The organism is Zoogloea oryzae (genome assembly GCF_030161255.1).
In the GTDB taxonomy this organism is placed as follows: Bacteria; Pseudomonadota; Gammaproteobacteria; order Burkholderiales; family Rhodocyclaceae; genus Zoogloea; species Zoogloea oryzae.
The window spans coordinates 26,793-47,952 of the sequence record NZ_BSPX01000036.1; the positions used below are offsets into that span (position 1 = coordinate 26,793).

The window sequence follows — 21,160 nt, forward strand, 5'->3', positions numbered from 1 at the left end:
GGGCGCGGAAGTTTTTCAACCAACCGCCGTGTCACAACGGTTGTAAGGTTCTTTTTTTCTATGTCCACTGCCACCCCTGCTTCCTTCGAGGAAAGTTTTGCCGCGCTGTTTGAGGAGTCCCTCAATCGCCAGGAAATGCGCGCCGGTGAAGTCATCACCGCCGAAGTCGTGCGTATCGACCAGAACTTCGTGGTCGTCAACGCCGGCCTGAAGTCCGAGAGCTACATCCCCCTCGACGAATTCCGCACCGACCGCGGTGAGCTTGCCGCCCAAGTCGGCGACTACGTCCAGGTTGCCATCGAGCAGCTCGAAGACGGCTACGGCGAGACCCGCCTTTCCCGCGACAAGGCCAAGCGCATCGCCGCCTGGAACGACCTCGACAAGGCCCTGAACGACGCGATCCTCGTCAAGGGCATGATCACCGGCAAGGTGAAGGGTGGCCTGACCGTCATGGTCAATGGCATTCGCGCCTTCCTCCCGGGTTCCCTGGTCGACATGCGTCCGGTCAAGGACACCACCCCGTTCGAAGGCAAGGAATTCGAATTCCGCGTCATCAAGCTCGACCGCAAGCGCAACAACGTTGTCGTTTCCCGTCGCGCCGTCCTCGAAGCCTCCATGGGTGAAGAGCGTCAGAAGCTCCTCGAAACCCTCAAGGAAGGCACTGTCGTCAAGGGTATCGTCAAGAACATCACCGACTACGGCGCGTTCGTGGATCTGGGTGGCATCGACGGCCTGCTGCACATCACCGACCTGGCCTGGCGCCGTGTGCGTCACCCGTCGGAAGTTCTCTCCGTGGGCGACGAACTCGAAGCCAAGGTGCTCAAGTTCGACCAGGAGAAGAACCGTGTCTCCCTGGGCCTCAAGCAGCTGGGCGAAGATCCGTGGGTCGGCATCTCCCGTCGTTACCCGCAGGGCACCCGTCTGTTCGGCAAGGTCACCAACATCACCGACTACGGTGCGTTCGTTGAAGTCGAGCAGGGCATCGAAGGCCTGGTTCACGTGTCCGAAATGGACTGGACCAACAAGAACATCCACCCGACCAAGGTTGTCCAGCTGGGCGACGAAGTCGAAGTGATGATCCTCGAGATCGACGAAGACCGTCGCCGTATCTCCCTGGGCATGAAGCAGTGCATGTCCAACCCGTGGGACGATTTCGCCATCAACCACAAGAAGGGCGACAAGGTCCGTGGTCAGATCAAGTCCCTGACCGACTTCGGCGTGTTCATCGGCCTGGAAGGCGGCATCGACGGCCTGGTTCACCTGTCCGACCTGTCGTGGTCCCTGTCTGGCGAAGAAGCTGTCCGCCAGTACAAGAAGGGCGACGAAGTCGAGGCCGTGGTGCTGAACATCGACGTCGAGAAGGAGCGCATCTCCCTCGGCATCAAGCAGCTCGATGGCGACCCGTTCACCAACTTCATCGCCACCCACGACAAGAACACCCTCGTGACCGGCACCGTGAAGACCGTGGATGCCCGTGGCGCCGTGATCGCCCTGAACAGCGATGTCGAAGGCTACCTGCGTGCGTCCGAGTTCTCCCGCGACCGCGTGGATGACCTGTCCCAGCTGCTGAAGGTTGGTGACTCCGTCGAAGCCCTGATCGTCAACGTTGACCGCAAGACCCGCGGCATCAACCTGTCGATCCGTGCCAAGGATCAGGTCGAGCAGAACGAAGCCATGAGCAAGCTGGCGTCTGACAGCGGCTCCGCTGCCAGCGGCACCACCAACCTCGGTGCGCTGCTGAAGGCCAAGCTCAACGAGCAGAAGTAAGCGGTTCGGGCATGACCAAGTCGGAGCTCATCGCCCGGCTGGCGGAGCGTTTCCCCCAGCTGGTCGCGAAGGACGCCGAGTTCGCGGTCAAGATGATTCTCGATGCGATGACCGACGCCCTGTCGCGGGGTGATCGCATCGAGATCCGCGGATTTGGCAGCTTTGCCTTGAACTACCGTCCTCCCCGTGTCGGGCGTAATCCCAAGTCGGGGGAGAAGGTACAGGTGCCGGAGAAGTATGTTCCGCATTTCAAGGCAGGCAAGGAATTGCGCGAACGCGTCGACATGATGGGGTAACCCGGCGACGCAACCGGTGCCGGGGTCCGAGAGGTCCCAGGCTCGATCAGGAAGGCGGCTCAGGCCGCCTTCTTTTTTTTGTCTGCGTCAGGGATAATTCCGCGATGCGCGCTCTCATCTGGCTCTTCCGCCTGTTTCTGTTCCTCCTGCTGTTCGGCTTCGCCGTCAAGAACGACGACGTGGTCGTGCTGCGCTTTTTCTTTGGCGCCGAGTGGCATGTGCCGCTGGTGCTGGTGATCCTCCTGTTCGTCGTGATCGGTGTGCTGATCGGCGTGACGGCCACGGTGGCCACGCTTTACCGCCAGCACCGGGAAATCGGTCACCTGCGCGGCAGGCAGGGCAGCCCGGCGCCCGCAGAAGGACGGAACACGCTCCCCCTGGCCCACGGGCCCGATCTCCCCGAGAGCTACTGATTCATGGAATTCGAACTCTGGTGGCTTCTCGCCTTCCCGCTGTTCTTTGCGCTGGGCTGGCTGGCGGCGCGGATCGACATCAAACACCTGGTCCGGGAGTCCCGCGCGCTGCCGCGCACTTACCTGACCGGCCTTAACTTCCTGCTCAACGAACAGCCTGACAAGGCGATCGACGCCTTCATCGAGGCCGTCAAGATCGACAACCAGACCGTCGAGCTGCATTTCGCCCTCGGCAGCCTGTTCCGCCGCCGCGGTGAGACGGATCGCGCGATCCGGATGCATCAGAACCTCGTGGATCGGGACGACCTCTCCGACGAGCAGCGTCAGCAGGCGCTTTCCGAGCTGGGACTGGATTTCCTGAAAGCCGGCCTGCTCGATCGCGCCGAAGCGATCTTCGTCAAGCTGCGTGGCACGCGCCTGAACGATTTCGCCCTGAAGAACCTGCTCGACATCTACCAGCAGGAAAAGGACTGGCGCAAGGCCATCGAGATCGCCGAGGCGCTGCCCCACGAAGGCGTGCTGTGGGAAAAGGAGGTCTCCAATTTCCACTGCGAGCTGGCGAGCGCGGATATTGCCAATTCGCGCTTCGATGAAGGCCTTGCAAGTCTTGGTCGTGCCCTCGAGATGAACCGCAAGTCGGTGCGGGCCAGCATGTTGCTGGGCGACCTGCACGCGGCGCGGGGCGACGATGCGGCGGCGCTCGAGGCCTGGAAGAAGATCGAGAGCCAGAATCCGGTCTACCTCGCGCTGGTGGCCGAGCGTCTGATGGACGCCTACCGGCGCCTCGGGCAGCTGGAGCAGGGCATGCAGCTGTTGCGCAGCTTCCTCGATCAATACCCGTCGCTGGATCTGCTCGACGCGCTGTTCCAGTGGGAGTTGCAGAAGGAAGGCCCGCAGGCGGCGTATCAGCTGGTGCGCGACGAACTGCGTCGCAACCCCACCCTGCTGGGCCTCGACAAGCTCCTCGAGGCTGCCCTGCTCACCGCGCCGGTCGAGCAGCGTACCGACATCGAGCTCGTGAAGGGCCTGGTACATGGCCACACCCGGCGGGTGGCGCGCTATCGCTGCGACGCCTGTGGTTTCAAGGCGCGTCAGTTCTACTGGCGATGTCCGGCCTGCGGCGGCTGGGAAACCTATCCGCCCAAACGCACCGAAGAATTCGATCTCTCGCCCTAGCCTTTGCGGCGGGTTGTTTGGCAGGCGGCGCAGTCCGCCCGGATGCCAGTTTCCAGTTCGGTTTATCTAGTTTCGTCTCGGGAATCAAAACATGAAAATCACCGTGGTCGGTACCGGTTATGTGGGTCTCGTGTCCGGGGCCTGTCTTGCTGAGATGGGCAACGACGTGCTGTGCCTCGACCTGGATCCGGAGAAGATCCGCATCCTCAAGGAAGGCGGCATCCCCATCCACGAGCCGGGTCTCGATCATGTCGTCGCCCGCAACGTGGCGGCCGGCCGGCTGCACTTCACCACCGACGTCCAGGAAGCGGTGCAGTTCGGCACCATCCAGTTCATCGCCGTCGGCACGCCGCCCGATGAAGACGGCTCGGCCGATCTCAAGTACGTGCTCGCGGCAGCCCGCTCCATCGGCCGCCACATGACCGACTACAAGGTCATCGTCGACAAGAGCACCGTGCCGGTGGGCACCGCCGACAAGGTCAAGGCCGCCGTCCGGGAAGAGCTCGATGCCCGCGGCGCATCGATCCCCTACAGCGTGGTGTCCAACCCGGAGTTCCTGAAGGAAGGCGCGGCGGTGGACGACTTCATGCGTCCCGACCGCATCGTCGTCGGCGCCGAGGATGACCAGGCGATCTTCCTGATGAAGGCCCTGTACGCGCCCTTCCAGCGCAACCACGAGAAGCTGCTGATCATGGATCTGCGCAGCGCCGAGCTGACCAAGTACGCCGCCAACGCCATGCTCGCCACCCGCATCAGTTTCATGAACGAACTGGCCTTGCTGGCCGAGAATCTGGGTGCCGACATCGAGCTGGTGCGCCAGGGCATCGGCAGCGATCCCCGCATTGGCTATCACTTCCTGTACGCCGGTTGCGGCTACGGCGGCTCGTGCTTCCCGAAGGACGTGAAGGCCCTCATCAAGACCGGCACCGATGCCGGCCATGCGCTGCATGTACTCAACGCCGTCGAGGATGCCAACGACGCCCAGAAGCTGGTGCTGGTGGACAAGATCGTCTCGCGCTTCGGCGAGGATCTCTCCGGCAAGCACTTCGCCCTGTGGGGCCTGGCCTTCAAGCCGAACACCGACGACATGCGCGAGGCGCCCAGCCGGGTGATCATTGCCGAGCTGTTCCGCCGCGGCGCAACGGTCACGGCCTACGATCCGGTGGCGATGGACGAGAGCCGCCGCATCTTTGGCGATGAAGCGCGCCTCACCTACGCCGACCGGCCGATGCAGGCCCTCGACGGCGCCGACGCGCTGGTGATCGTCACCGAGTGGAAGGAATTCCGCAGCCCGGATTTCGACGCCATCAAGGCCAAGCTCAAGAGCCCGCTGATCTTCGACGGTCGCAACATCTTCGATCCGGCGCTGCCGCGTCAGGCCGGCCTTACCTACCTGAGCATCGGCCGTCCGTAAAAGGCTGGCGCAAAGCCGACAAAGCGTCCCGGGGGCTTCCGCTGGAAGCCCCTTTTTGCTTGCAGATGCAGGCCGGGGCAATGTGGTGCGCGATGGCGCGTCACTTGCTTTGCTTGTCAGTGAGCGGCATTCACTATCATCGTTTCACCCGACATCGGACAGAATCGAACCATGGAATTCAAGACTCTCGAAGACTACGTGGGCCAGACCCCGCTGGTCCGGCTCAAGCGCATCACCGCGGGCCGCAACAACGTCATCCTTGCCAAGCTCGAGGGCAATAATCCGGCTGGGTCGGTGAAGGATCGCCCGGCGCTGTCGATGATCCTGCGGGCCGAAGCCCGGAGTGAGATCCAGCCCGGCCAGACCCTGATCGAAGCCACCAGCGGCAATACCGGCATCGCGCTGGCGATGGCGGCGGCGATCCGCGGCTACGGCATGATCCTCGTGATGCCTGAGAACCAGAGCATCGAGCGTCGCCAGACCATGCGCGCCTTTGGTGCCGAGCTGGTGCTGACGCCCAAGGAGGGCGGCATGGAGCTCGCCCGCGACGTGGCCGAGCGCATGCGCGACGAAGGCCGCGGCGTGATCCTCGACCAGTTCGCCAACCCGGATAATCCCCAGGCCCACATCGACGGGACCGGCCCCGAGATCTGGGCACAGACCGGTGGGGCGATCACCCACTTCGTGAGCAGCATGGGCACCACCGGCACGATCATGGGCGTGTCCACGTATCTCAAGTCGCAGAATCCGGAAGTCCGCATCGTTGGCTGCCAGCCGGCGGACGGTGCGCAGATTCCCGGCATCCGCAAGTGGCCGGAAGCCTATCTGCCGCGCATCTACGACAAGGCACGGGTCGATCAGCTCGAATACGTCTCCCAGGCGGACGCCGAAGAGATGACCCGTCGCCTCGCGCGGGAGGAGGGCATCTTCGCCGGGATTTCGTCGGGTGGTTCGCTGGCCGTGGCGCTGCGCCTCGCCGAGCAGCTCGAGAACGCGGTGATCGTCTCCATCGTCTGCGACCGGGGCGACCGCTATCTTTCCACCGGTGTCTTTCCCGCCTGAAGATCGGTATGGCCAGCACGCTTGTTTTTGATATCGAGACGATCCCCGACGTGGAGGGCATCCGCCAGCTCCACGGCCTGCCGGCTGATCTGGGGGCGGATGAGGTTGCGGAGTTCGCGTTCCAGCAGCGCCGCGCCAGCAATGGCACGGATTTCCTGCCGCACCATCTCCAGCGGGTGGTGACGATCTCCTGTGCCCTGCGGGACATGAGCCACTTCCGGGTGTTCTCGCTCTCCGAGCCGGAATGCACCGAGGGCGAGCTCATCCAGCGCTTCTTCGACGGCGTCGAAAAATTCACCCCCCAGATCGTCTCGTGGAACGGCGGCGGCTTCGATCTGCCGGTGCTGCACTACCGGGGCATGCTCCATGGCGTCAGTGCGCCGCGCTACTGGGATCTGGGGGATGGCGACTACACCGACTCCCGCGATTTCAAGTGGAACAACTACATTGGTCGCTATCACACCCGGCACCTGGATCTGATGGATCTGCTGGCCCTCTACCAGCCCCGGGCCAACGCGCCGCTGGACGATCTCGCCAAGCTGATGGGTTTCCCCGGCAAGCTGGGCATGGACGGCTCTGCCGTGTGGCAGGGCTACCAGGAAGGGAAGATCGCCGAGATCCGCGACTACTGCGAGACCGACGTGGTGAACACCTATCTGGTGTTCCTGCGCTTCCAGCTGATGCGCGGCGTTTTCGACAAAGCCCAGTACGACACCGAGATCGCCTTCGTCCGTGAATCCCTCGGCCGGCTGGCGGGTTCGCACTGGGAGCGTTTTCTCGCCGCGTGGCCTGAATCCAGATAATCTCAACGAAAGGTTGACAACTTTCAGGGCTCGTCTATAATGCGGGCTTCTTAGGCGCGTAGCTCAGCTGGTTAGAGCACCACCTTGACATGGTGGGGGTCGTTGGTTCGAGTCCAATCGCGCCTACCAAACACCTAAGAAGGAAAGCGAATGTCTCGAACTTGCAGCAAGCAGGACTAAGTAATATCGAGTCTGCTGTAAGGCGTTTTCCAAAAAAGAAAAAGTGCGGCTCGTCCGCACTTTTTTTTTGCCCTGAATTTTCCCGGAGCGAGCCATCATGCCCAACATCACCTTGCCCGACGGTTCCGTACGCAGTTTCGAGCAGCCCGTGACGATTGCCCAGGTTGCCGCCTCCATCGGTACCGGCCTGGCCCGCGCCGCACTGGCCGGCAAGATCGACGGCCGGCTCGTCGATACCTCCCATCTCATCGAGAACGATACCGCCCTCGCGATCGTCACCGACAAGGATGCGGACGGCCTCGAGATCATCCGGCACTCCACCGCCCACCTGCTGGCCTATGCGGTGAAGGAGCTGTTCCCGGACGCCCAGGTGACCATCGGCCCGGTGATCGAGAACGGCTTCTACTACGATTTTTCGTACAAGCGCCCGTTTACGCCTGAAGATCTCGAGAAGATCGAAGTGCGCATGCAGGAGCTCGCCAAGCGTGATCTTCCGGTCGAGCGTAGCGTGCTGCCGCGCGACGAAGCAGTGGCCTACTTCAAGTCGCTCGGCGAGCACTACAAAGCTGAGATCATCGCCTCGATTCCTGCGGATCAGGATGTCTCGCTGTACCGCGAGGGCGACTTCACCGACCTGTGCCGCGGCCCTCACGTGCCGTCCACCGGCAAGCTCAAGGTCTTCAAGCTGATGAAGGTCGCTGGTGCCTACTGGCGTGGCGACTCGAAGAACGAGATGCTGCAGCGCATCTACGGCACCGCCTGGGCGAAGAAGGAAGATCAGGAAGCCTACCTGCACATGCTGGAAGAAGCCGAGAAGCGCGATCACCGTCGCCTCGGCAAGCAGCTGGATCTCTTCCACCTGCAGGATGAAGCGCCGGGCATGGTGTTCTGGCATCCCCATGGCTGGACCCTCTGGCAGCAGATCGAGCAGTACATGCGCCGCGTGCTCACCGATGCCGGCTACCAGGAGGTGAAGACCCCGCTGGTGATGGATCGCCAGCTGTGGGAGCGCTCCGGCCACTGGGACAACTACCGGGACAACATGTTCACCACTGAATCGGAAAAGCGCGATTACGCGATCAAGCCGATGAACTGCCCGGGTCACGTCCAGATCTACAACCACGGCCTGCATTCCTACCGCGATCTGCCGCTGCGCCTTGCCGAATTTGGCTCCTGCCATCGCAACGAGCCCTCCGGCGCGCTGCACGGCCTGATGCGCGTGCGCGGTTTCGTGCAGGACGACGCCCACATCTTCTGTACCGAAGACCAGATCGTGTCCGAGGTCACCGCCTTCAACGAGCTGCTTTCCCGCGTGTATCGAGATTTCGGCTTCACCGATGTGGCGGTTAAGTTGTCCCTGCGCCCCGAAAAGCGCGCTGGTAGCGACGAGATCTGGGACAAGGCTGAATCCGGTCTGCGCGAAGCACTGGCGGCCTCCGGTCACCAGTGGGAAGAGCTGCCGGGTGAGGGCGCCTTCTACGGCCCGAAGATCGAATACCACGTCAAGGACGCCCTCGGGCGCTCGTGGCAGTGCGGCACCATGCAGCTCGACTTCGTGCTGCCGGAGCGCCTCGATGCGGAGTACGTGACTGAAGATAATGGCCGCCGCCGCCCCGTCATGCTGCACCGGGCGATCCTCGGTTCGCTGGAGCGCTTCATCGGCATCCTGATCGAAAACCACGCCGGTGCGCTGCCCCTGTGGCTGTCGCCGGTGCAGGCGGTGGTGCTGAACATCTCCGAGGCGCAGGCCGATTACGTCACGGATGTGGTCAAGGCGCTGCGTGCCAAGGGCTTCCGCGTCGAGGCCGATTTGCGCAACGAGAAAATTACTTATAAAATACGCGAACATAGCGTACGTAAGCTGCCTTATCTGCTTGTTGTTGGTGACAAGGAAAAGGCAGCTGGTGTGGTGGCCGTGCGCGCCCGGGGTAATCAAGACCTCGGCCAATTGTCCCTCGATACGGTTGTCGAGCGTTGGCAGCGTGAAATTTCCACGTTCGCTGGCACGGCCTAACTTTTTGTTTTTTTGGAGAATTAAACCATCGCTCAGGATAAGAAGCTGCGCGTCAACGGCGAAATCAATGCGCCGGAGGTGCGTTTGACAGGTGAGGACGGTGAGCAGATCGGCATCGTCACTTTGCGTGCTGCCCTGGAAGCAGCGGATGAAGCCGGTGTGGATCTCGTCGAGATCGCACCGATGGCCAAGCCGCCTGTGTGCCGCTTGATGGACTTTGGCAAGTACAAGTACGAAGAAGCCAAGCGGGCCCACGAAGCCAAGCAGAAGCAGAAGCAGATTCAGGTCAAGGAAGTGAAGCTCCGTCCGGGTACGGACGAGAACGACTACCAGATCAAGCTGCGTAACCTCATCAAGTTCCTGAACGAAGGTGACAAGGCGAAGGTGACCCTCCGTTTCCGTGGCCGTGAAATGGCTCACCAGGAATTCGGCATGCGTCAGCTCGAGCGCGTCAAGAACGATCTGGAAGAGATCGGTCAGGTCGAGCAGATGCCGAAGATGGAAGGGCGCCAGATGATCATGGTCATCGCGCCGAAGAAGAAGCACTAAGCGGCTTCGCAGGATTCCCGGTATCGCAGGGTGCCGGAATACGGCGGACAAGATAGTCCGCCGGAAACAAGTGGTGACGGGTTGTTGAAGCGTTTTCGGAAGTCGAAAACCACCCGGGGCCATGACATAAGCTGGAGTACTTCATGCCCAAGATGAAGACCAAGAGCGGGGCCGCCAAGCGGTTCAAGATCCGCTCTAGCGGTAGCATCAAGCGTTCGCAGGCGTTCAAGCGCCACATCCTGACCAAGAAGACGACCAAGAGCAAGCGCCAGCTGCGCGGCATGACTGCCGTTCACGCTGCGGACGAAAAGTCCATCCGCGCCATGATGCCCTACGCCTGATCTAGGAGAACGCAATGCCCCGAGTTAAACGCGGTGTAACCGCACGTGCCCGTCACAAAAAAGTCCTCGACCAAGCCAAGGGTTACCGCGGCCGTCGCAAGAACGTATACCGGATCGCCAAGCAGGCGGTGATGAAGGCTGGGCAATATGCCTACCGTGACCGTCGTCAGCGCAAGCGTCAGTTCCGTGCCCTGTGGATCGCCCGTATCAACGCCGCTGCGCGTGAAGTCGGTCTGACCTACAGCCGCTTCATGAACGGCCTGAAGAAGGCTTCCATCGAAGTGGACCGCAAGGTTCTGGCCGATCTGGCCGTGTTTGACAAGCCCGCTTTTGCGGCGCTCGCCGAACAAGCCAAGGCCAAGCTCGCTGCGTAAGTTTCCGCAGCACGAAAAAAGGAGGCCTGGCCTCCTTTTTTTTGTCCTGAACCCGGGATAAGACTGAAAAATGGATCAACTCGATCAACTCGTCGAGGAAGCCGGCGCCGCTTTCGCCGCGGTCGCTGACAGCGCTTCCCTCGAAGCCGCGAAGGCGCGCTATTTCGGCAAGGGCGGTTCGCTCACCGAACTCCTCAAGGGCCTCGGCAAGCTCGATCCGGAAGCCCGCAAGGCCGCCGGTGCCGAGATCAACAAGGCCAAGACGGCCATCGAAGCGCTGCTCAATGCGCGCCGGGATGCGCTGCAACAGGCTGCCCTCGAAGCCCAGCTTGCAGCCGAGGCGCTGGACGTCACCCTGCCGGGTCGTGGCGCCGGTCTGGGCGGCCTGCACCCGGTCGTGCGGACCCTCGAACGGGTCGAGCAGTTGTTCCGCTCCATCGGTTTCGATGTGGCCGAAGGCCCTGAAATCGAGACGGATTTCTACAATTTCACCGCGCTGAACACCCCGGCCAACCACCCGGCCCGGTCGATGCACGACACCTTCTACCTGGAAAACGGTGAAGGCGTGCTGCTGCGTACGCACACCAGCCCGGTGCAGATCCGCGCGATGCAGGCCCACGTGGCCGCCCACCAGGACAAGCCGACGATGCCCGAGCTGCGCGTGATCGCGCCGGGCCGCGTCTATCGCGTCGACTCCGACGCCACGCACTCGCCGATGTTCCACCAGGTCGAAGGCCTGTGGGTGGGCGAGTCGGTCAGCTTTGCCGACCTGAAGGGCGTGGTTGCCGATTTCCTGCGCAGCTTCTTCGAGAGCGACGATCTGCAGGTGCGTTTCCGTCCGTCCTTCTTCCCGTTCACCGAACCGTCCGCCGAGATCGACGTGGCCTTCATGAGCGGTTCGATGAAGGGCCGCTGGCTGGAGATTGCAGGCTGCGGCATGGTCCATCCGAACGTGCTGCGCTACGGCGGCATCGACCCCGAGCGTTACACCGGCTTTGCCTTCGGCATGGGGCCGGACCGTCTCACGATGCTGCGTTACGGCGTCAATGACCTGCGCCTTTTCTTCGAAGGCGATCTTCGTTTCCTCGGTCAATTCAGGTAAGCCCAAGCCATGCAATTCTCAGAACTCTGGTTGCGCAGTTTCGTCAGTCCGGCGCTGGATTCGGACCAGCTCGGGCATTTGCTCACCATGGCGGGGCTGGAAGTGGAAGAACAGGACGGCGTCGCCGCCGTGTTCTCCAAAGTCGTGGTTGCCCAGATCGTCGAAGCCGAGAAGCACCCCAACGCCGACAAGCTGCGCGTCTGCAAGGTGGACGCGGGGCAGGGCGAGCTGCTGCAGATCGTCTGCGGCGCGCCCAACGCGGCGGCCGGCATCAAGATCCCGTGCGCGCTGGTGGGCGCCGATCTGGCCGGTTTCGGCATCAAGGCGGCCAAACTGCGCGGTGTCGAGTCCTTCGGGATGCTGTGCTCGGCCAAGGAGCTGGGTATCTCCGAAGAGAGCAGCGGCCTGCTGGTGCTGCCCGAGGATGCCCCGGTCGGCACCGACCTGCGCGAATACCTCGCCCTCAACGACACCCTGTTCACCATCAAGCTGACTCCCAACCGGGCCGACTGCCTGAGCCTCTCCGGCATCGCCCGCGAAGTGGCCGGCCTCACCGGCGCGGCCCTCAGCCTGCCGGTGTGCGAACCCGTCGCTCCGACCATCGACGCGACCCGCGCGGTGGTGCTCGATGCCCCCGAAGCCTGCCCGCGCTACTGCGGCCGGGTGATCCGCGGTGTCGACGCCAAGGCCCCGACGCCCGAATGGATGAAGCAGCGCCTTGCGCGGAGCGGCATCCGCTCGATCAGCGCGCTGGTGGACGTCACCAACTACGTGATGCTCGAACTCGGCCAGCCGCTGCACGCCTTTGACGACGCCAAGCTGAACGGTGCGATCCACGCCCGTCTGCCCAAGGCGGGCGAGCAACTGCTGCTTCTCAACGGTCAGACGATCACGCCGGCCGCGGATACGCTCCTGATCGCCGACGACAGCCGCGCGCTGGCCATGGCCGGCGTGATGGGTGGCGAGGAGAGCGGGATCACCCTCGACACCACCGATCTGTTCCTCGAGAGCGCCTTCTTCGCGCCCGACGCCATCGCCGGCCGCGCCCGCGCCTACGGTTTCTCGTCGGATGCGTCTTACCGCTTCGAACGCGGCGTCGACTTCGCCCTCGCGCCCAAGGCCATCGAGCGCGCCACGCGCCTGATCCTCGACATCTGCGGCGGCCAGCCCGGCCCGGTGGTCGAGGCCGTCGTGGCCGACAAGCTGCCCCAGCGCGCGCCGATCCGCCTGCGCGCCAGCCGCGTGCGCCGCGTGCTGGGCATCCAGCTCGGCGCCGACGACGTGGCCGAGATGTTCCGGCGCCTCGAGCTCGACGTGGTGCGCGACGGCGACGACTTCATCGTCACGCCGCCGTCCTACCGCTTCGACGTGGAGATCGAGGAGGATCTGATCGAAGAGATCGCCCGTCTGCACGGCTACGACAACATCCCGACCCACGCCCCGCGCGGCCCGATCACCATGCTGCCGCGGCCCGAAGCGAAGCGCGACACCATGTCGGTGCGTCGTCTGGTGGCCGGCCGCGAGTATCAGGAAGTCATCAACTTCGCCTTTGTCGAAGAAGCCTGGGAGAAGGATTTCGCGGGCAACACCGATCCGGTGCGCCTCGCCAACCCGATCGCCAGCCAGATGAGCGTGATGCGCTCCAGCCTGATCGGTGGTCTGGTGGCCAATGTGGTCACCAACCGCAAGCGCCAGACCAACCGCGTCCGCGTGTTCGAGATCGGTCGCTGCTTCAAGCGTGACGCTGCCGGTCAGCCGGTTGAAGGCTTCCATCAGCCGATCCGCCTGGCGGCCCTGGCTGCCGGCTTCGCCAAGCCCGAGCAATGGGGCGAGGCCAACCGCAACGTGGATTTCTTCGACGCCAAGGCGGATCTCGAAGCGCTGCTGCTGCCGCGCGTCGCCAAGTTCGAGCGCGCCACCCATCCGGCGCTGCATCCGGGGCGCTCGGCCCGCGTGGTGCTCGACGGCCGTGAGATCGGCTTCATCGGCGAACTCCACCCGATCTGGGTCCAGCGTTACGAGCTGGGCACTGCGCCGGTGGTCTTCGAGATCGAACTCAATGCCATGCTCGATACCGTGATGCCCGCTTATCGCGAGGTCTCGCGCTTCCCGGCGGTCACCCGCGATCTGGCCCTGGTGGTCGATCAGGCGGTGGCTTCTGCGAGCCTGCTCGAAGGCCTTGAGGCAGTCGCGCCGGCCATCGTCCAGCGGGTCGAACTGTTCGATCAATACCAGGGTAAAGGTATCGAGCCCGGCCGGAAAAGCCTTGCTTTCCGCGTAGTTATGCAAGAAACTCAGCGAACCCTGGAGGATGCAGAAGTGGATGCCGCGATGGTTTTGTTGACCCGTCATGCCGAGGAAAATCTCGGCGCGAAACTCAGGGGTTGACGCGTCATGGCAGCAACTCTGACCAAGGCGGAACTCGCCGACATGCTTTTTGAACAGGTTGGCCTCAACAAGCGCGAAGCCAAGGACATGGTGGAGTGCTTCTTCGAGGAGATCCGGCTGGCACTGGAGCGGGGCGACTGCGTCAAGCTCTCGGGCTTCGGCAACTTCCAGTTGCGCGAGAAGCCCCAGCGGCCGGGTCGCAATCCCAAAACCGGCGAAGAGATTCCGATCACGGCCCGGCGCGTGGTGACTTTCCACGCCAGCCAGAAGCTGAAGGCCAATGTGGAGCAACTGAGCGATGTCGCAAAGTGATGCCCCGGCAGCTGCAGAGCTGCCGCCCATCCCCGCCAAACGTTACTTCACCATCGGTGAGGTGAGCGACCTGTGCGGGGTCAAACCCCATGTGCTGCGCTACTGGGAGCAGGAATTCACCCAGCTGCGCCCGGTCAAGCGGGGCGGAAACCGGCGTTATTACCAGCACCACGAGGTGCTGCTGATCCGCCGGATCCGTGAACTGCTGTATCAGGACGGCTTCACCATCTCCGGGGCGCGCAACCGCCTCGACGAGATGGCGGCCCGCAAGCGCGAGGATGCGGAGGAGTCCGTCAGCCTGCGCGAGCAGCTGGTGTCCGTCCGCACCGAGATTAAGTCCATCCTGCAGCTCCTGCAGGGCTGAAGCCGCCGGAGGCGTCCGCGCCTCCGTCCGGCCAGGCATGCAACACACGCCGGCGGTGCGTTCCTGCACCGCCACTCATCTTCACGACCCGATTTCCCCCCGAGGCTTCCCATGACCTACTGTGTCAGCATGCTGCTCGACGCGGGTATGGTGTTCCTGTCGGACTCCCGTACCAACGCCGGCGTCGACCACATCAACACCTTCCGCAAGACGAGCATTTTCCAGCGCCCTGGCGAGCGCGTGCTGGTGCTGATGAGCTCCGGCAACCTGGCGATCACCCAGCAGCTCGTGTCGATGCTGCGGGAAGCCATGGCCGCCCAGGACGGGCGCGAGAACCTCTGGTCGGTGCCCAACATGTTCGAGGCGGCCCGCCACGTGGGCGAGATGCTGCGCGAAGTGCATCGCCGTGACGCCGAGGCGCTGAAGAACTTCGGCATCGACTTCACCGCGGCGCTGATCCTCGGTGGCCAGATCGGCACCGAGCAGCCGCGCCTGTTCCACATCTACGCCGCCGGCAACTTCATCGAGGCCACGCCCGACACCCCGTACTTCCAGATCGGCGAATCCAAGTACGGCAAGCCCATCATCGACCGCGTGGTGAAGCGTTACACCAGCCTCGACGAAGCGGCCAAGCTGGCGCTGATCTCGATGGATTCGACGATCCGCTCCAACCTCTCGGTGGGCGTGCCGCTGGATCTGACAATCCTCAAGACCAACGAGCTGAAGATCGCTTCGCACATCAGCATCGACGCCAAGAACGAATACTTCGCGATGATCCGCAACCGCTGGAGCGAGGCCCTCGGCCACGCCTTCGACGAGCTGCCCAACCCCGACTGGCTGGACGCGGGCGAGCAGCTTTAAGCCTTACCAGCCCTGGGCCTGACGCCGGGCGCTCTCGCACTCGGCGCGGAACTCCAGAAACTGCCTCAGCCGGCGGGCGTCGATCTTGCCGGCGTCAGCCGCCTCGCGCAGGGCGCAGCCCGGCTCGGTGTCGTGGCGGCAGTCGCGGAAGCGGCACTGGCCCGCATAGGGCCGAAACTCCGGAAAGCTCGCCTCGAGCGCTTCGGAGCTCAGATGCACCAGCCCGAAGGTCTGCATCCCCGGGCTGTCGATGATGCCGCCGCCTTCGGGCAGCGGGTACAGCCGGGCGAAGGTGGTGGTGTGCTTGCCGGTATCCAGCACCTCCGATATCTCCCGCGTCTCGGCCCGGGCTTCCGGGATCAGGGCGTTGGTCAGGGTTGATTTACCCATCCCCGATTGCCCCACCAGCAGGCTGGTCTCGCCGATCAGGCGGGCTCGCAGCGCCTCCACGTCATCCAGCGCCGACAGTTCCAGCACCGGGTAGCCCAGCGCCGAAAAGGTGGCAAGGCGCGCCCGCGCGTCTTCCAGCCCGGCGGGCAGGTCAGTCTTGTTGAGGACGATCAGCACCTTCACGTGCTGGTCTTCGGCGGCGCACACGCAGCGCGACACAAACTCATCCGAAAAGCTCGGCTCGGTGGCCACCACCATCACCACCTGGGTGGCGTTGGCGGCGATCAGCTTCTGGCGCCACGCATCCGAGCGGTAGAGCAGGCTGGTGCGCTCGATCAGCTTGTCGATCACGCCCTGGCCGGGGCCGGTGCTGGCCACCTGAACCCGGTCTCCGCAGGCGAACACGCTCTTCTTGCCCCGGGGCACGCACAGCAGGATTTCGCCGTCGTCGGTTCTAACTTCGTACTGGCGCCCGAAGGCGGCGATGAGGGTGCCGGTGGTTTTCAACGGGCGAGTTCCTGCAGACGGGCGATGCGGATCGCCGCGGGGGGATGGGAGTCGTACACGCTGGAATACACCGGATCGGGCGTGAGCGTGGAGGCGTTGTCCCGGTAGAGCTTGACCAGCGCGCTCACCAGCTCGGCCGCCGGGGCGTGGCTGGCGGCGTAGGCGTCGGCCTCGAACTCGTGCTTGCGCGACCAACGGCTCATCAGCGGGGTGAGCGGAAAGGTGAACACCGGCAGCACCAGGGCAAACAGCACCAGCGTCGGCGCGGTGCCGCTGGCCTGCATCCCCAGCCCTTCAAAGAACCACGCCTGCCCGGCCAGATGGCCCAGCAGCGCGAAGAAGGCCAGGCTGCCGGCGCCGATCACCGCGAGGCGCTTCCAGATGTGGTGATGGTGATAATGGCCGAGCTCGTGGGCCAGCACGGCCTCGACCTCGGCGGGGGAGAGCTTGTCGAGCAGGGTGTCGAAGAAGACGATGCGCTTGGCGGCGCCAAAGCCGGTGAAGTAGGCGTTGCCGTGGGCCGAGCGCTTGGAGCCGTCCATCACGAACAGGCCCGACAGGCGGAAGCCACAGCGGGTGAGCAGCGCCTCGATGCGCGTCTTCAGGGCGCCGTCGTCCAGCGGCTTGAACTTGTTGAACAGCGGCGCGATGAAGGTCGGGTAGATCAGCATCACCAGCAGGTTGAACACCAGCCAGAAGGCCCAGACGTAAAACCACCACAGGCTGCCCATGGCGGCCATCAGCCACAGCACGAAGGCGATCAGCGGCAGGCCGATGACGGCCGACAGGGCCGCGCCCTTGAGCGTGTCGGCCACGAACAGCCCCGGCGTGAGCCGGTTGAAGCCGAAGCGCGCCTCCAGCCCGAAGCTGCGGTAAATGGTGAGCGGCAGATCGATGAGCCACGACAGCACCGCCACGGTGGCGATGAAAGCCACCCCGTGGGCGAGGCTGCCCGTGTCGAAGAAGCGCCCGGCCAGATCATGCAGCGCCTGCAGCCCGCCCCCCACGGTAAGCACCACCATCAACGCCGCCGAGATCAGCAGATCCACCACCCCCAGGCGCACCCGCGCCACGGTGTAATCGGCCGCCTTGGTGTGGGCGTCCAGGGTGATGCGGGCGGCAAACGGGGCCGGCACCGCGCCCCGGTGGGCGGCCACATGGCGCATCTGGCGCGTGGCCAGCCACAGGCGCACGAGCAGGCCGGCACCGAGGGCAACAAGGAACAGGGCGGAGAAACTGCTGGCGTTCATCAGGTACGGATCGAGGCTGAGGATGGGGTGAAGACGACGGGCAAATCCGGGAAACACGCACCGGCGAAACAGGTGCTGCATAAGGGCGCTGCAGAAGGGCGCAGCGCGCCTGCAGGGCGGCGGAAACGGGCGGCAACGGCGTAGAATCGCGCCTTTACCGATAAAGCGAGCCGATTATGGCACAGGACCAGAATCACCTCATCTGGCTGGACATGGAAATGACCGGCCTCGAACCCGACAGCGACCGCATCATCGAGATGGCGATGGTCGTCACCAACAGCAACCTCGACGTGGTGGCCGAAGGCCCGGTGATCGCCGTGCATCAGACCGACGCGGTGCTCGACGGCATGGACGAGTGGAACAAGAACACCCACGGCCGCTCTGGCCTCATCGAGCGGGTCAAGGCCTCCACCATCAGCGAAGCCGAAGCCGAAGCCACCTACCTCGAGTTCATGAAGCAGTACGTGCCCTCGCGCACCACCCCCATGTGCGGCAACTCCATCGGCCAGGACCGCCGCTTCATGGCCCGCTACATGCCCACCCTCGAAGGCTACTTCCACTACCGCAACCTGGATGTCTCCACCCTCAAGGAGCTCTGCCGCCGCTGGCGCCCGGATGTGTACAAGGGCCTCGAGAAGAAGGGCGCCCACAAGGCCCTGGACGACATCCTCGAATCCATCGCCGAACTGCGCTACTACCGCGAACACTTCCTCAAGGTGTGACGATGGACCGCGCCACCCTGCGTGCCTGGTGGCAGCGCAACCGGCGCCGGGTCATCGGCCTGGCGCTGGTGTGCGTGTTCTTCTTTCTGCTCGGGCGCTTCAGCCACAACACCGTGTCGCCCCTGATGTGCAAGATCTACGGTTGAGGAACCGTCCGCCCCCTGCGTGGTCTGTCTTTACGGACAGACCGTAGCGGGGGCGAACATCCCGCCCCGCCGGCTGGTTTCCGAGTGGTCGAATCGCCCCGCGACGATTCGGCCATTTTCTTTGGCGCGTCGATCCACGACGGGCCAGCCACCAACCGCAAGAGGAAACCTCATGAAACCCGAGATCATCGTCACCGCCTGCGACCTGGATCGCCTCGAAATGCTGCTCGCCATGCCGCCGAACCGCGGCCGCAGCGATCTGGACGGCTTGCGCGACGAACTCGCCCGCGCCACCGTCGTCGACACCGCCCCCGACCACCTCATTACCCTCAGCCGCCGCGCCCGTTTCCGCGAGGAAACCTCCGGCCGCGAATACGAACTCACCCTCGCCTGGCCTCACGAAGCCAGCGCCGCCGAAGGCAAGGTCTCGATCTTCTCGCCCGCCGGCAGCGCGCTGCTCGGCCTCTCCATCGGCCAGCAGATCGACTGGCAGACCCCCGAAGGCCACGCCATCCGCCTCACCGTCCTGGCCGTCGCGCCGGCCGGCTGACGCCCGCGCGCTGCGGCGCGAAGTTCGCAAGCCATGAAAAAGGCGCCCATCGGGCGCCCTTCGGCTGACTGCGCTGCGCGCTCAGAAGCGGTAGCCGATGCCCACGCCGTAGGTGATCGGGTTCAGGTCGAGCTTGCCGATCTTGGTGCCGCCGAGTTTCACGTCGGTGTCCATCTGGATGTACTTGGCGTCGAGGTTGATCGACCACTTCTTGTCGATCGCGTAGTCCATGCCCACCTGGGCGGCGAGGCCCCAGGAGCTGCCATCCACCGACACCTTGCCCAGGGCGGTGTTGAAGCTGTCCTTGGTGAAGATGGTGTAGTTGAGGCCCAGGCCCACATAGGGCTTGAAGGCGCCCAGGTCGGTGAAGTGGTATTGCAGCAGCAGGGACGGCGGCAGGGCCTGCACGTGGCCGATGCCACCCAGCGCGGCGGTCTTGATGTCCACGTCCTGCGGGTAGGTCAGGACCAGCTCGGCGGCGATGTTCTTGGTGAAGAAGTAGCTGATGTCCACTTCCGGGATCCAGCGCTTGTCGGCGCTGACGGTACCGACACCGGCGTTCTGCAGGCCGTCGGCGTTGCCGTTGTCCCAGCTCAGATAGACGGCGCGGGCGCGCACCATCCACGGGCTTTCCTGGGCCTGGACGGCGCCGGCGGACAGGGCGGCGAGGGCGGCAACGGTGCAGGCGGCGATTTTCTTGTACATGTGTGATCTCCCTTTTGAATGTTTCAATCAGATGAAAACCGCAGGGATAATATCCACACGGTTTGTAGGGCTTTTGACCCAGGTCAAGCCTGTTTCATCTTTTGAAATGAGCTAAAGGCTTGATATGGCATGGGTTTTATGTCGAAGGAATTGCTGCGCCGCGACGATCCGACGCAGCGCGCCGCTTTGCCCTCGTCCCGCTACCAGGACAGCAGCCGGAGCAGATATCCGCTCTCGGTCCGCGCCACGAGGGCGAGGCCGGAGGCGATCAGCAGCCCGTTGAGCACCCGCCGGAAGCCTTCCACCGACAGGCGCTTGTCCACCCGTCCGGCGAGGCGGTTGCCCAGGTGGGTGGCGGGCAGCAGGATGAGCGCGGTGAGCAGCAGCGGGCCGTCGATGAGGCCGGTGGCGGCGCACAGGGCGACGCGCCACAGGGTGGAGATGGCGATCAGCACGGCCTGGGTGGCGCGAAAGGCGTTGCGCTCGGGCAGGCGGGCCTGCAGATAGGTGGCATAGACGAAGCCGCCGCTGCCGAACAGCCCGCCGAGCACGCCGCCGCCGATGCCCCAGACCCACGCGGCGCCGGCCGGCGGCTGGCTGCGGGGGGCGCTGCTGCGCAGGCTCCAGGCGCCGTAGGCCATCACGAAGCCGCCGAGCAGGGCGGCCATCAGCGAGACGGGCAGCACCTGCAGCAGCGCCACCCCGATGGTCTGGCCGAGGGCCATGCCGGGCACGAGGCGCAAGAGGGCGGCGCGGTCCACCTGGCTGCGCAGGGTGTAGCCCCGTTGCATGGCGCTGGTGGCGTCGAGCAGGGCCAGCAGCGGCACGATGCGCGTCACCGGCATGGCCCAGGCGAGGGGCGTGGAGGCGATGAGGCCGGTGCCGAAACCGACCAGCGAAAAGATGGCGTAGGCCACGGTGAGCACGGCGAAGACGCCGAGCAGCGCGAGCGGGCTGGTGCTGAACAGGGTGTCGAGGGTGAGCAGCGGCGTGGCAGGCATGGGGGCGATCCGGTGTTGAACGACCCCCCGAGTGTGGTGGCGGGCGTGCTATAACGCCAATATCGAATTAATCGCCTACCTATTACATTAAAGAATGATTAGCTTCAGGCAGATCCGCTATTTCCTGGCCGTGGCGGAGGCCGGCAATTTCTCTCTGGCGGCCGCCGGGCTGTTTGTGGCGCAGCCGGCCTTGAGTCGGCAGATCGCGGCGCTGGAGGAGGAGCTCGGGGTGACGCTCTTCGTGCGCGAGGCGCGGGGCGTGCGGCTCACGCCGGGTGGCGAGCTGTTCCGGGCGCGGGTGGCGGGGATGGATGCGGAGCTGGCCAGCGCGGCGGACGACACCCGGGCGCTGGCGCGGGGCGAGGCGGGCGTGCTGCGCCTGCTGCATTCGAGCTCGGTGCCTCTGGCGGGGCCGTTGCTGGCGGCGCTCGGGCGCTTTAACCGGGATGTGCCGGCGGCGCGGGTGGATCTGG

24 protein-coding genes and 1 tRNA gene are annotated in these 21,160 nt (G+C 64.3%); 21 read left to right on the forward strand and 4 right to left on the reverse strand.

Annotation, left to right across the window (positions count from 1 at the left end):
* Positions 1–60 precede the first annotated feature (60 nt).
* The 17 genes from rpsA (at position 61) to QQK25_RS12740 (ending at position 15,416) form a co-directional block, all read left to right on the forward strand.
* Positions 61–1,767, forward strand: coding sequence for a 30S ribosomal protein S1 (rpsA, locus tag QQK25_RS12660; RefSeq protein ID WP_153160441.1), 1,707 nt, complete (start codon positions 61–63; stop codon positions 1,765–1,767).
* A gap of 11 nt (positions 1,768–1,778) precedes the next feature.
* Positions 1,779–2,063, forward strand: coding sequence for an integration host factor subunit beta (locus QQK25_RS12665; RefSeq protein WP_079434022.1), 285 nt, complete (start codon positions 1,779–1,781; stop codon positions 2,061–2,063).
* A 104-nt stretch (positions 2,064–2,167) separates the two neighbouring features.
* Positions 2,168–2,476 carry a lipopolysaccharide assembly protein LapA domain-containing protein gene (locus QQK25_RS12670; RefSeq protein ID WP_284188257.1) on the forward strand — a complete coding sequence of 103 codons (309 nt, stop codon included), beginning with the start codon at positions 2,168–2,170 and terminating at the stop codon, positions 2,474–2,476.
* Positions 2,477–2,479: 3 nt separating this feature from the next.
* On the forward strand, positions 2,480–3,652 hold the full coding sequence (lapB, locus tag QQK25_RS12675) for a lipopolysaccharide assembly protein LapB (protein WP_153160439.1): 1,173 nt from the start codon (positions 2,480–2,482) through the stop codon (positions 3,650–3,652).
* 91 nt (positions 3,653–3,743) lie between these two features.
* On the forward strand, positions 3,744–5,066 hold the full coding sequence (locus QQK25_RS12680; RefSeq protein WP_284188258.1) for a UDP-glucose dehydrogenase family protein: 1,323 nt from the start codon (positions 3,744–3,746) through the stop codon (positions 5,064–5,066).
* Between the two features lie 171 nt (positions 5,067–5,237).
* Complete coding sequence (gene cysM / locus QQK25_RS12685; protein WP_284188259.1) at positions 5,238–6,128, forward strand: cysteine synthase CysM; 891 nt, start codon at positions 5,238–5,240, stop codon at positions 6,126–6,128.
* A gap of 8 nt (positions 6,129–6,136) precedes the next feature.
* Positions 6,137–6,931, forward strand: a complete 795-nt coding sequence (locus tag QQK25_RS12690; protein ID WP_284188260.1) for a 3'-5' exonuclease — start codon at positions 6,137–6,139, stop codon at positions 6,929–6,931.
* 52 nt (positions 6,932–6,983) lie between these two features.
* Positions 6,984–7,060, forward strand: a tRNA-Val gene (locus QQK25_RS12695).
* Positions 7,061–7,208: 148 nt separating this feature from the next.
* Complete coding sequence (gene thrS / locus QQK25_RS12700; RefSeq protein WP_284188261.1) at positions 7,209–9,125, forward strand: threonine--tRNA ligase; 1,917 nt, start codon at positions 7,209–7,211, stop codon at positions 9,123–9,125.
* Positions 9,126–9,170: 45 nt separating this feature from the next.
* A complete protein-coding gene (gene infC / locus QQK25_RS12705; protein ID WP_228111795.1) occupies positions 9,171–9,674 on the forward strand; it encodes a translation initiation factor IF-3 in 504 nt (167 codons plus the stop codon).
* Between the two features lie 143 nt (positions 9,675–9,817).
* Positions 9,818–10,015, forward strand: a complete 198-nt coding sequence (gene rpmI / locus QQK25_RS12710; protein ID WP_148581168.1) for a 50S ribosomal protein L35 — start codon at positions 9,818–9,820, stop codon at positions 10,013–10,015.
* 14 nt (positions 10,016–10,029) lie between these two features.
* Positions 10,030–10,389 (forward strand): 50S ribosomal protein L20, encoded by a 360-nt coding sequence (gene rplT / locus QQK25_RS12715; protein WP_079434014.1) that lies wholly within the window; start codon positions 10,030–10,032, stop codon positions 10,387–10,389.
* A 70-nt stretch (positions 10,390–10,459) separates the two neighbouring features.
* Positions 10,460–11,491 carry a phenylalanine--tRNA ligase subunit alpha gene (gene pheS / locus QQK25_RS12720; RefSeq protein ID WP_284188262.1) on the forward strand — a complete coding sequence of 344 codons (1,032 nt, stop codon included), beginning with the start codon at positions 10,460–10,462 and terminating at the stop codon, positions 11,489–11,491.
* Positions 11,492–11,500: 9 nt separating this feature from the next.
* Positions 11,501–13,879 (forward strand): phenylalanine--tRNA ligase subunit beta, encoded by a 2,379-nt coding sequence (gene pheT / locus QQK25_RS12725; protein ID WP_284188263.1) that lies wholly within the window; start codon positions 11,501–11,503, stop codon positions 13,877–13,879.
* 6 nt (positions 13,880–13,885) lie between these two features.
* Positions 13,886–14,191 (forward strand): integration host factor subunit alpha, encoded by a 306-nt coding sequence (locus tag QQK25_RS12730; protein ID WP_153160431.1) that lies wholly within the window; start codon positions 13,886–13,888, stop codon positions 14,189–14,191.
* Positions 14,178–14,555, forward strand: a complete 378-nt coding sequence (locus tag QQK25_RS12735; protein WP_284188264.1) for a MerR family transcriptional regulator — start codon at positions 14,178–14,180, stop codon at positions 14,553–14,555. The genes QQK25_RS12730 and QQK25_RS12735 overlap by 14 nt, the downstream gene beginning before the upstream one ends.
* 111 nt (positions 14,556–14,666) lie before the next feature.
* Positions 14,667–15,416 (forward strand): proteasome-type protease, encoded by a 750-nt coding sequence (locus tag QQK25_RS12740; protein ID WP_284188265.1) that lies wholly within the window; start codon positions 14,667–14,669, stop codon positions 15,414–15,416.
* Between the two features lie 3 nt (positions 15,417–15,419).
* On the opposite strand, the gene rsgA is transcribed toward QQK25_RS12740, so the two are convergent.
* Both rsgA and QQK25_RS12750 read right to left on the reverse strand, forming a co-directional pair.
* Positions 15,420–16,313, reverse strand: coding sequence for a ribosome small subunit-dependent GTPase A (gene rsgA, locus QQK25_RS12745; protein WP_284188266.1), 894 nt, complete (start codon positions 16,311–16,313; stop codon positions 15,420–15,422).
* Complete coding sequence (locus QQK25_RS12750; RefSeq protein WP_284188275.1) at positions 16,310–17,563, reverse strand: M48 family metallopeptidase; 1,254 nt, start codon at positions 17,561–17,563, stop codon at positions 16,310–16,312. Before QQK25_RS12750 ends, rsgA begins: the two co-directional genes overlap by 4 nt.
* 176 nt (positions 17,564–17,739) lie before the next feature.
* On the opposite strand from QQK25_RS12750, the gene orn reads away from it, so the two are divergent.
* The 3 genes from orn (at position 17,740) to rnk (ending at position 18,981) form a co-directional block, all read left to right on the forward strand.
* Positions 17,740–18,285 carry an oligoribonuclease gene (orn, locus tag QQK25_RS12755; RefSeq protein WP_284188267.1) on the forward strand — a complete coding sequence of 182 codons (546 nt, stop codon included), beginning with the start codon at positions 17,740–17,742 and terminating at the stop codon, positions 18,283–18,285.
* A gap of 2 nt (positions 18,286–18,287) precedes the next feature.
* Positions 18,288–18,431: a hypothetical protein gene (locus QQK25_RS12760; RefSeq protein WP_284188268.1), complete on the forward strand. Its 144-nt coding sequence runs from the start codon at positions 18,288–18,290 to the stop codon at positions 18,429–18,431.
* A gap of 172 nt (positions 18,432–18,603) precedes the next feature.
* On the forward strand, positions 18,604–18,981 hold the full coding sequence (gene rnk / locus QQK25_RS12765; RefSeq protein WP_284188269.1) for a nucleoside diphosphate kinase regulator: 378 nt from the start codon (positions 18,604–18,606) through the stop codon (positions 18,979–18,981).
* A gap of 81 nt (positions 18,982–19,062) precedes the next feature.
* Here rnk and QQK25_RS12770 read toward each other — a convergent pair whose 3' ends face one another.
* Together QQK25_RS12770 and QQK25_RS12775 are read right to left on the reverse strand one after the other, a co-directional pair.
* A complete protein-coding gene (locus QQK25_RS12770) occupies positions 19,063–19,686 on the reverse strand; it encodes an OmpW/AlkL family protein (RefSeq protein ID WP_284188270.1) in 624 nt (207 codons plus the stop codon).
* A 200-nt stretch (positions 19,687–19,886) separates the two neighbouring features.
* Positions 19,887–20,687: a sulfite exporter TauE/SafE family protein gene (locus QQK25_RS12775; protein WP_284188271.1), complete on the reverse strand. Its 801-nt coding sequence runs from the start codon at positions 20,685–20,687 to the stop codon at positions 19,887–19,889.
* Positions 20,688–20,781: 94 nt separating this feature from the next.
* Between QQK25_RS12775 and QQK25_RS12780 the strand changes: the two genes are divergently transcribed.
* A partial coding sequence (locus QQK25_RS12780; protein ID WP_284188272.1) for a LysR family transcriptional regulator occupies positions 20,782–21,160 on the forward strand: 379 nt, incomplete at its 3' end.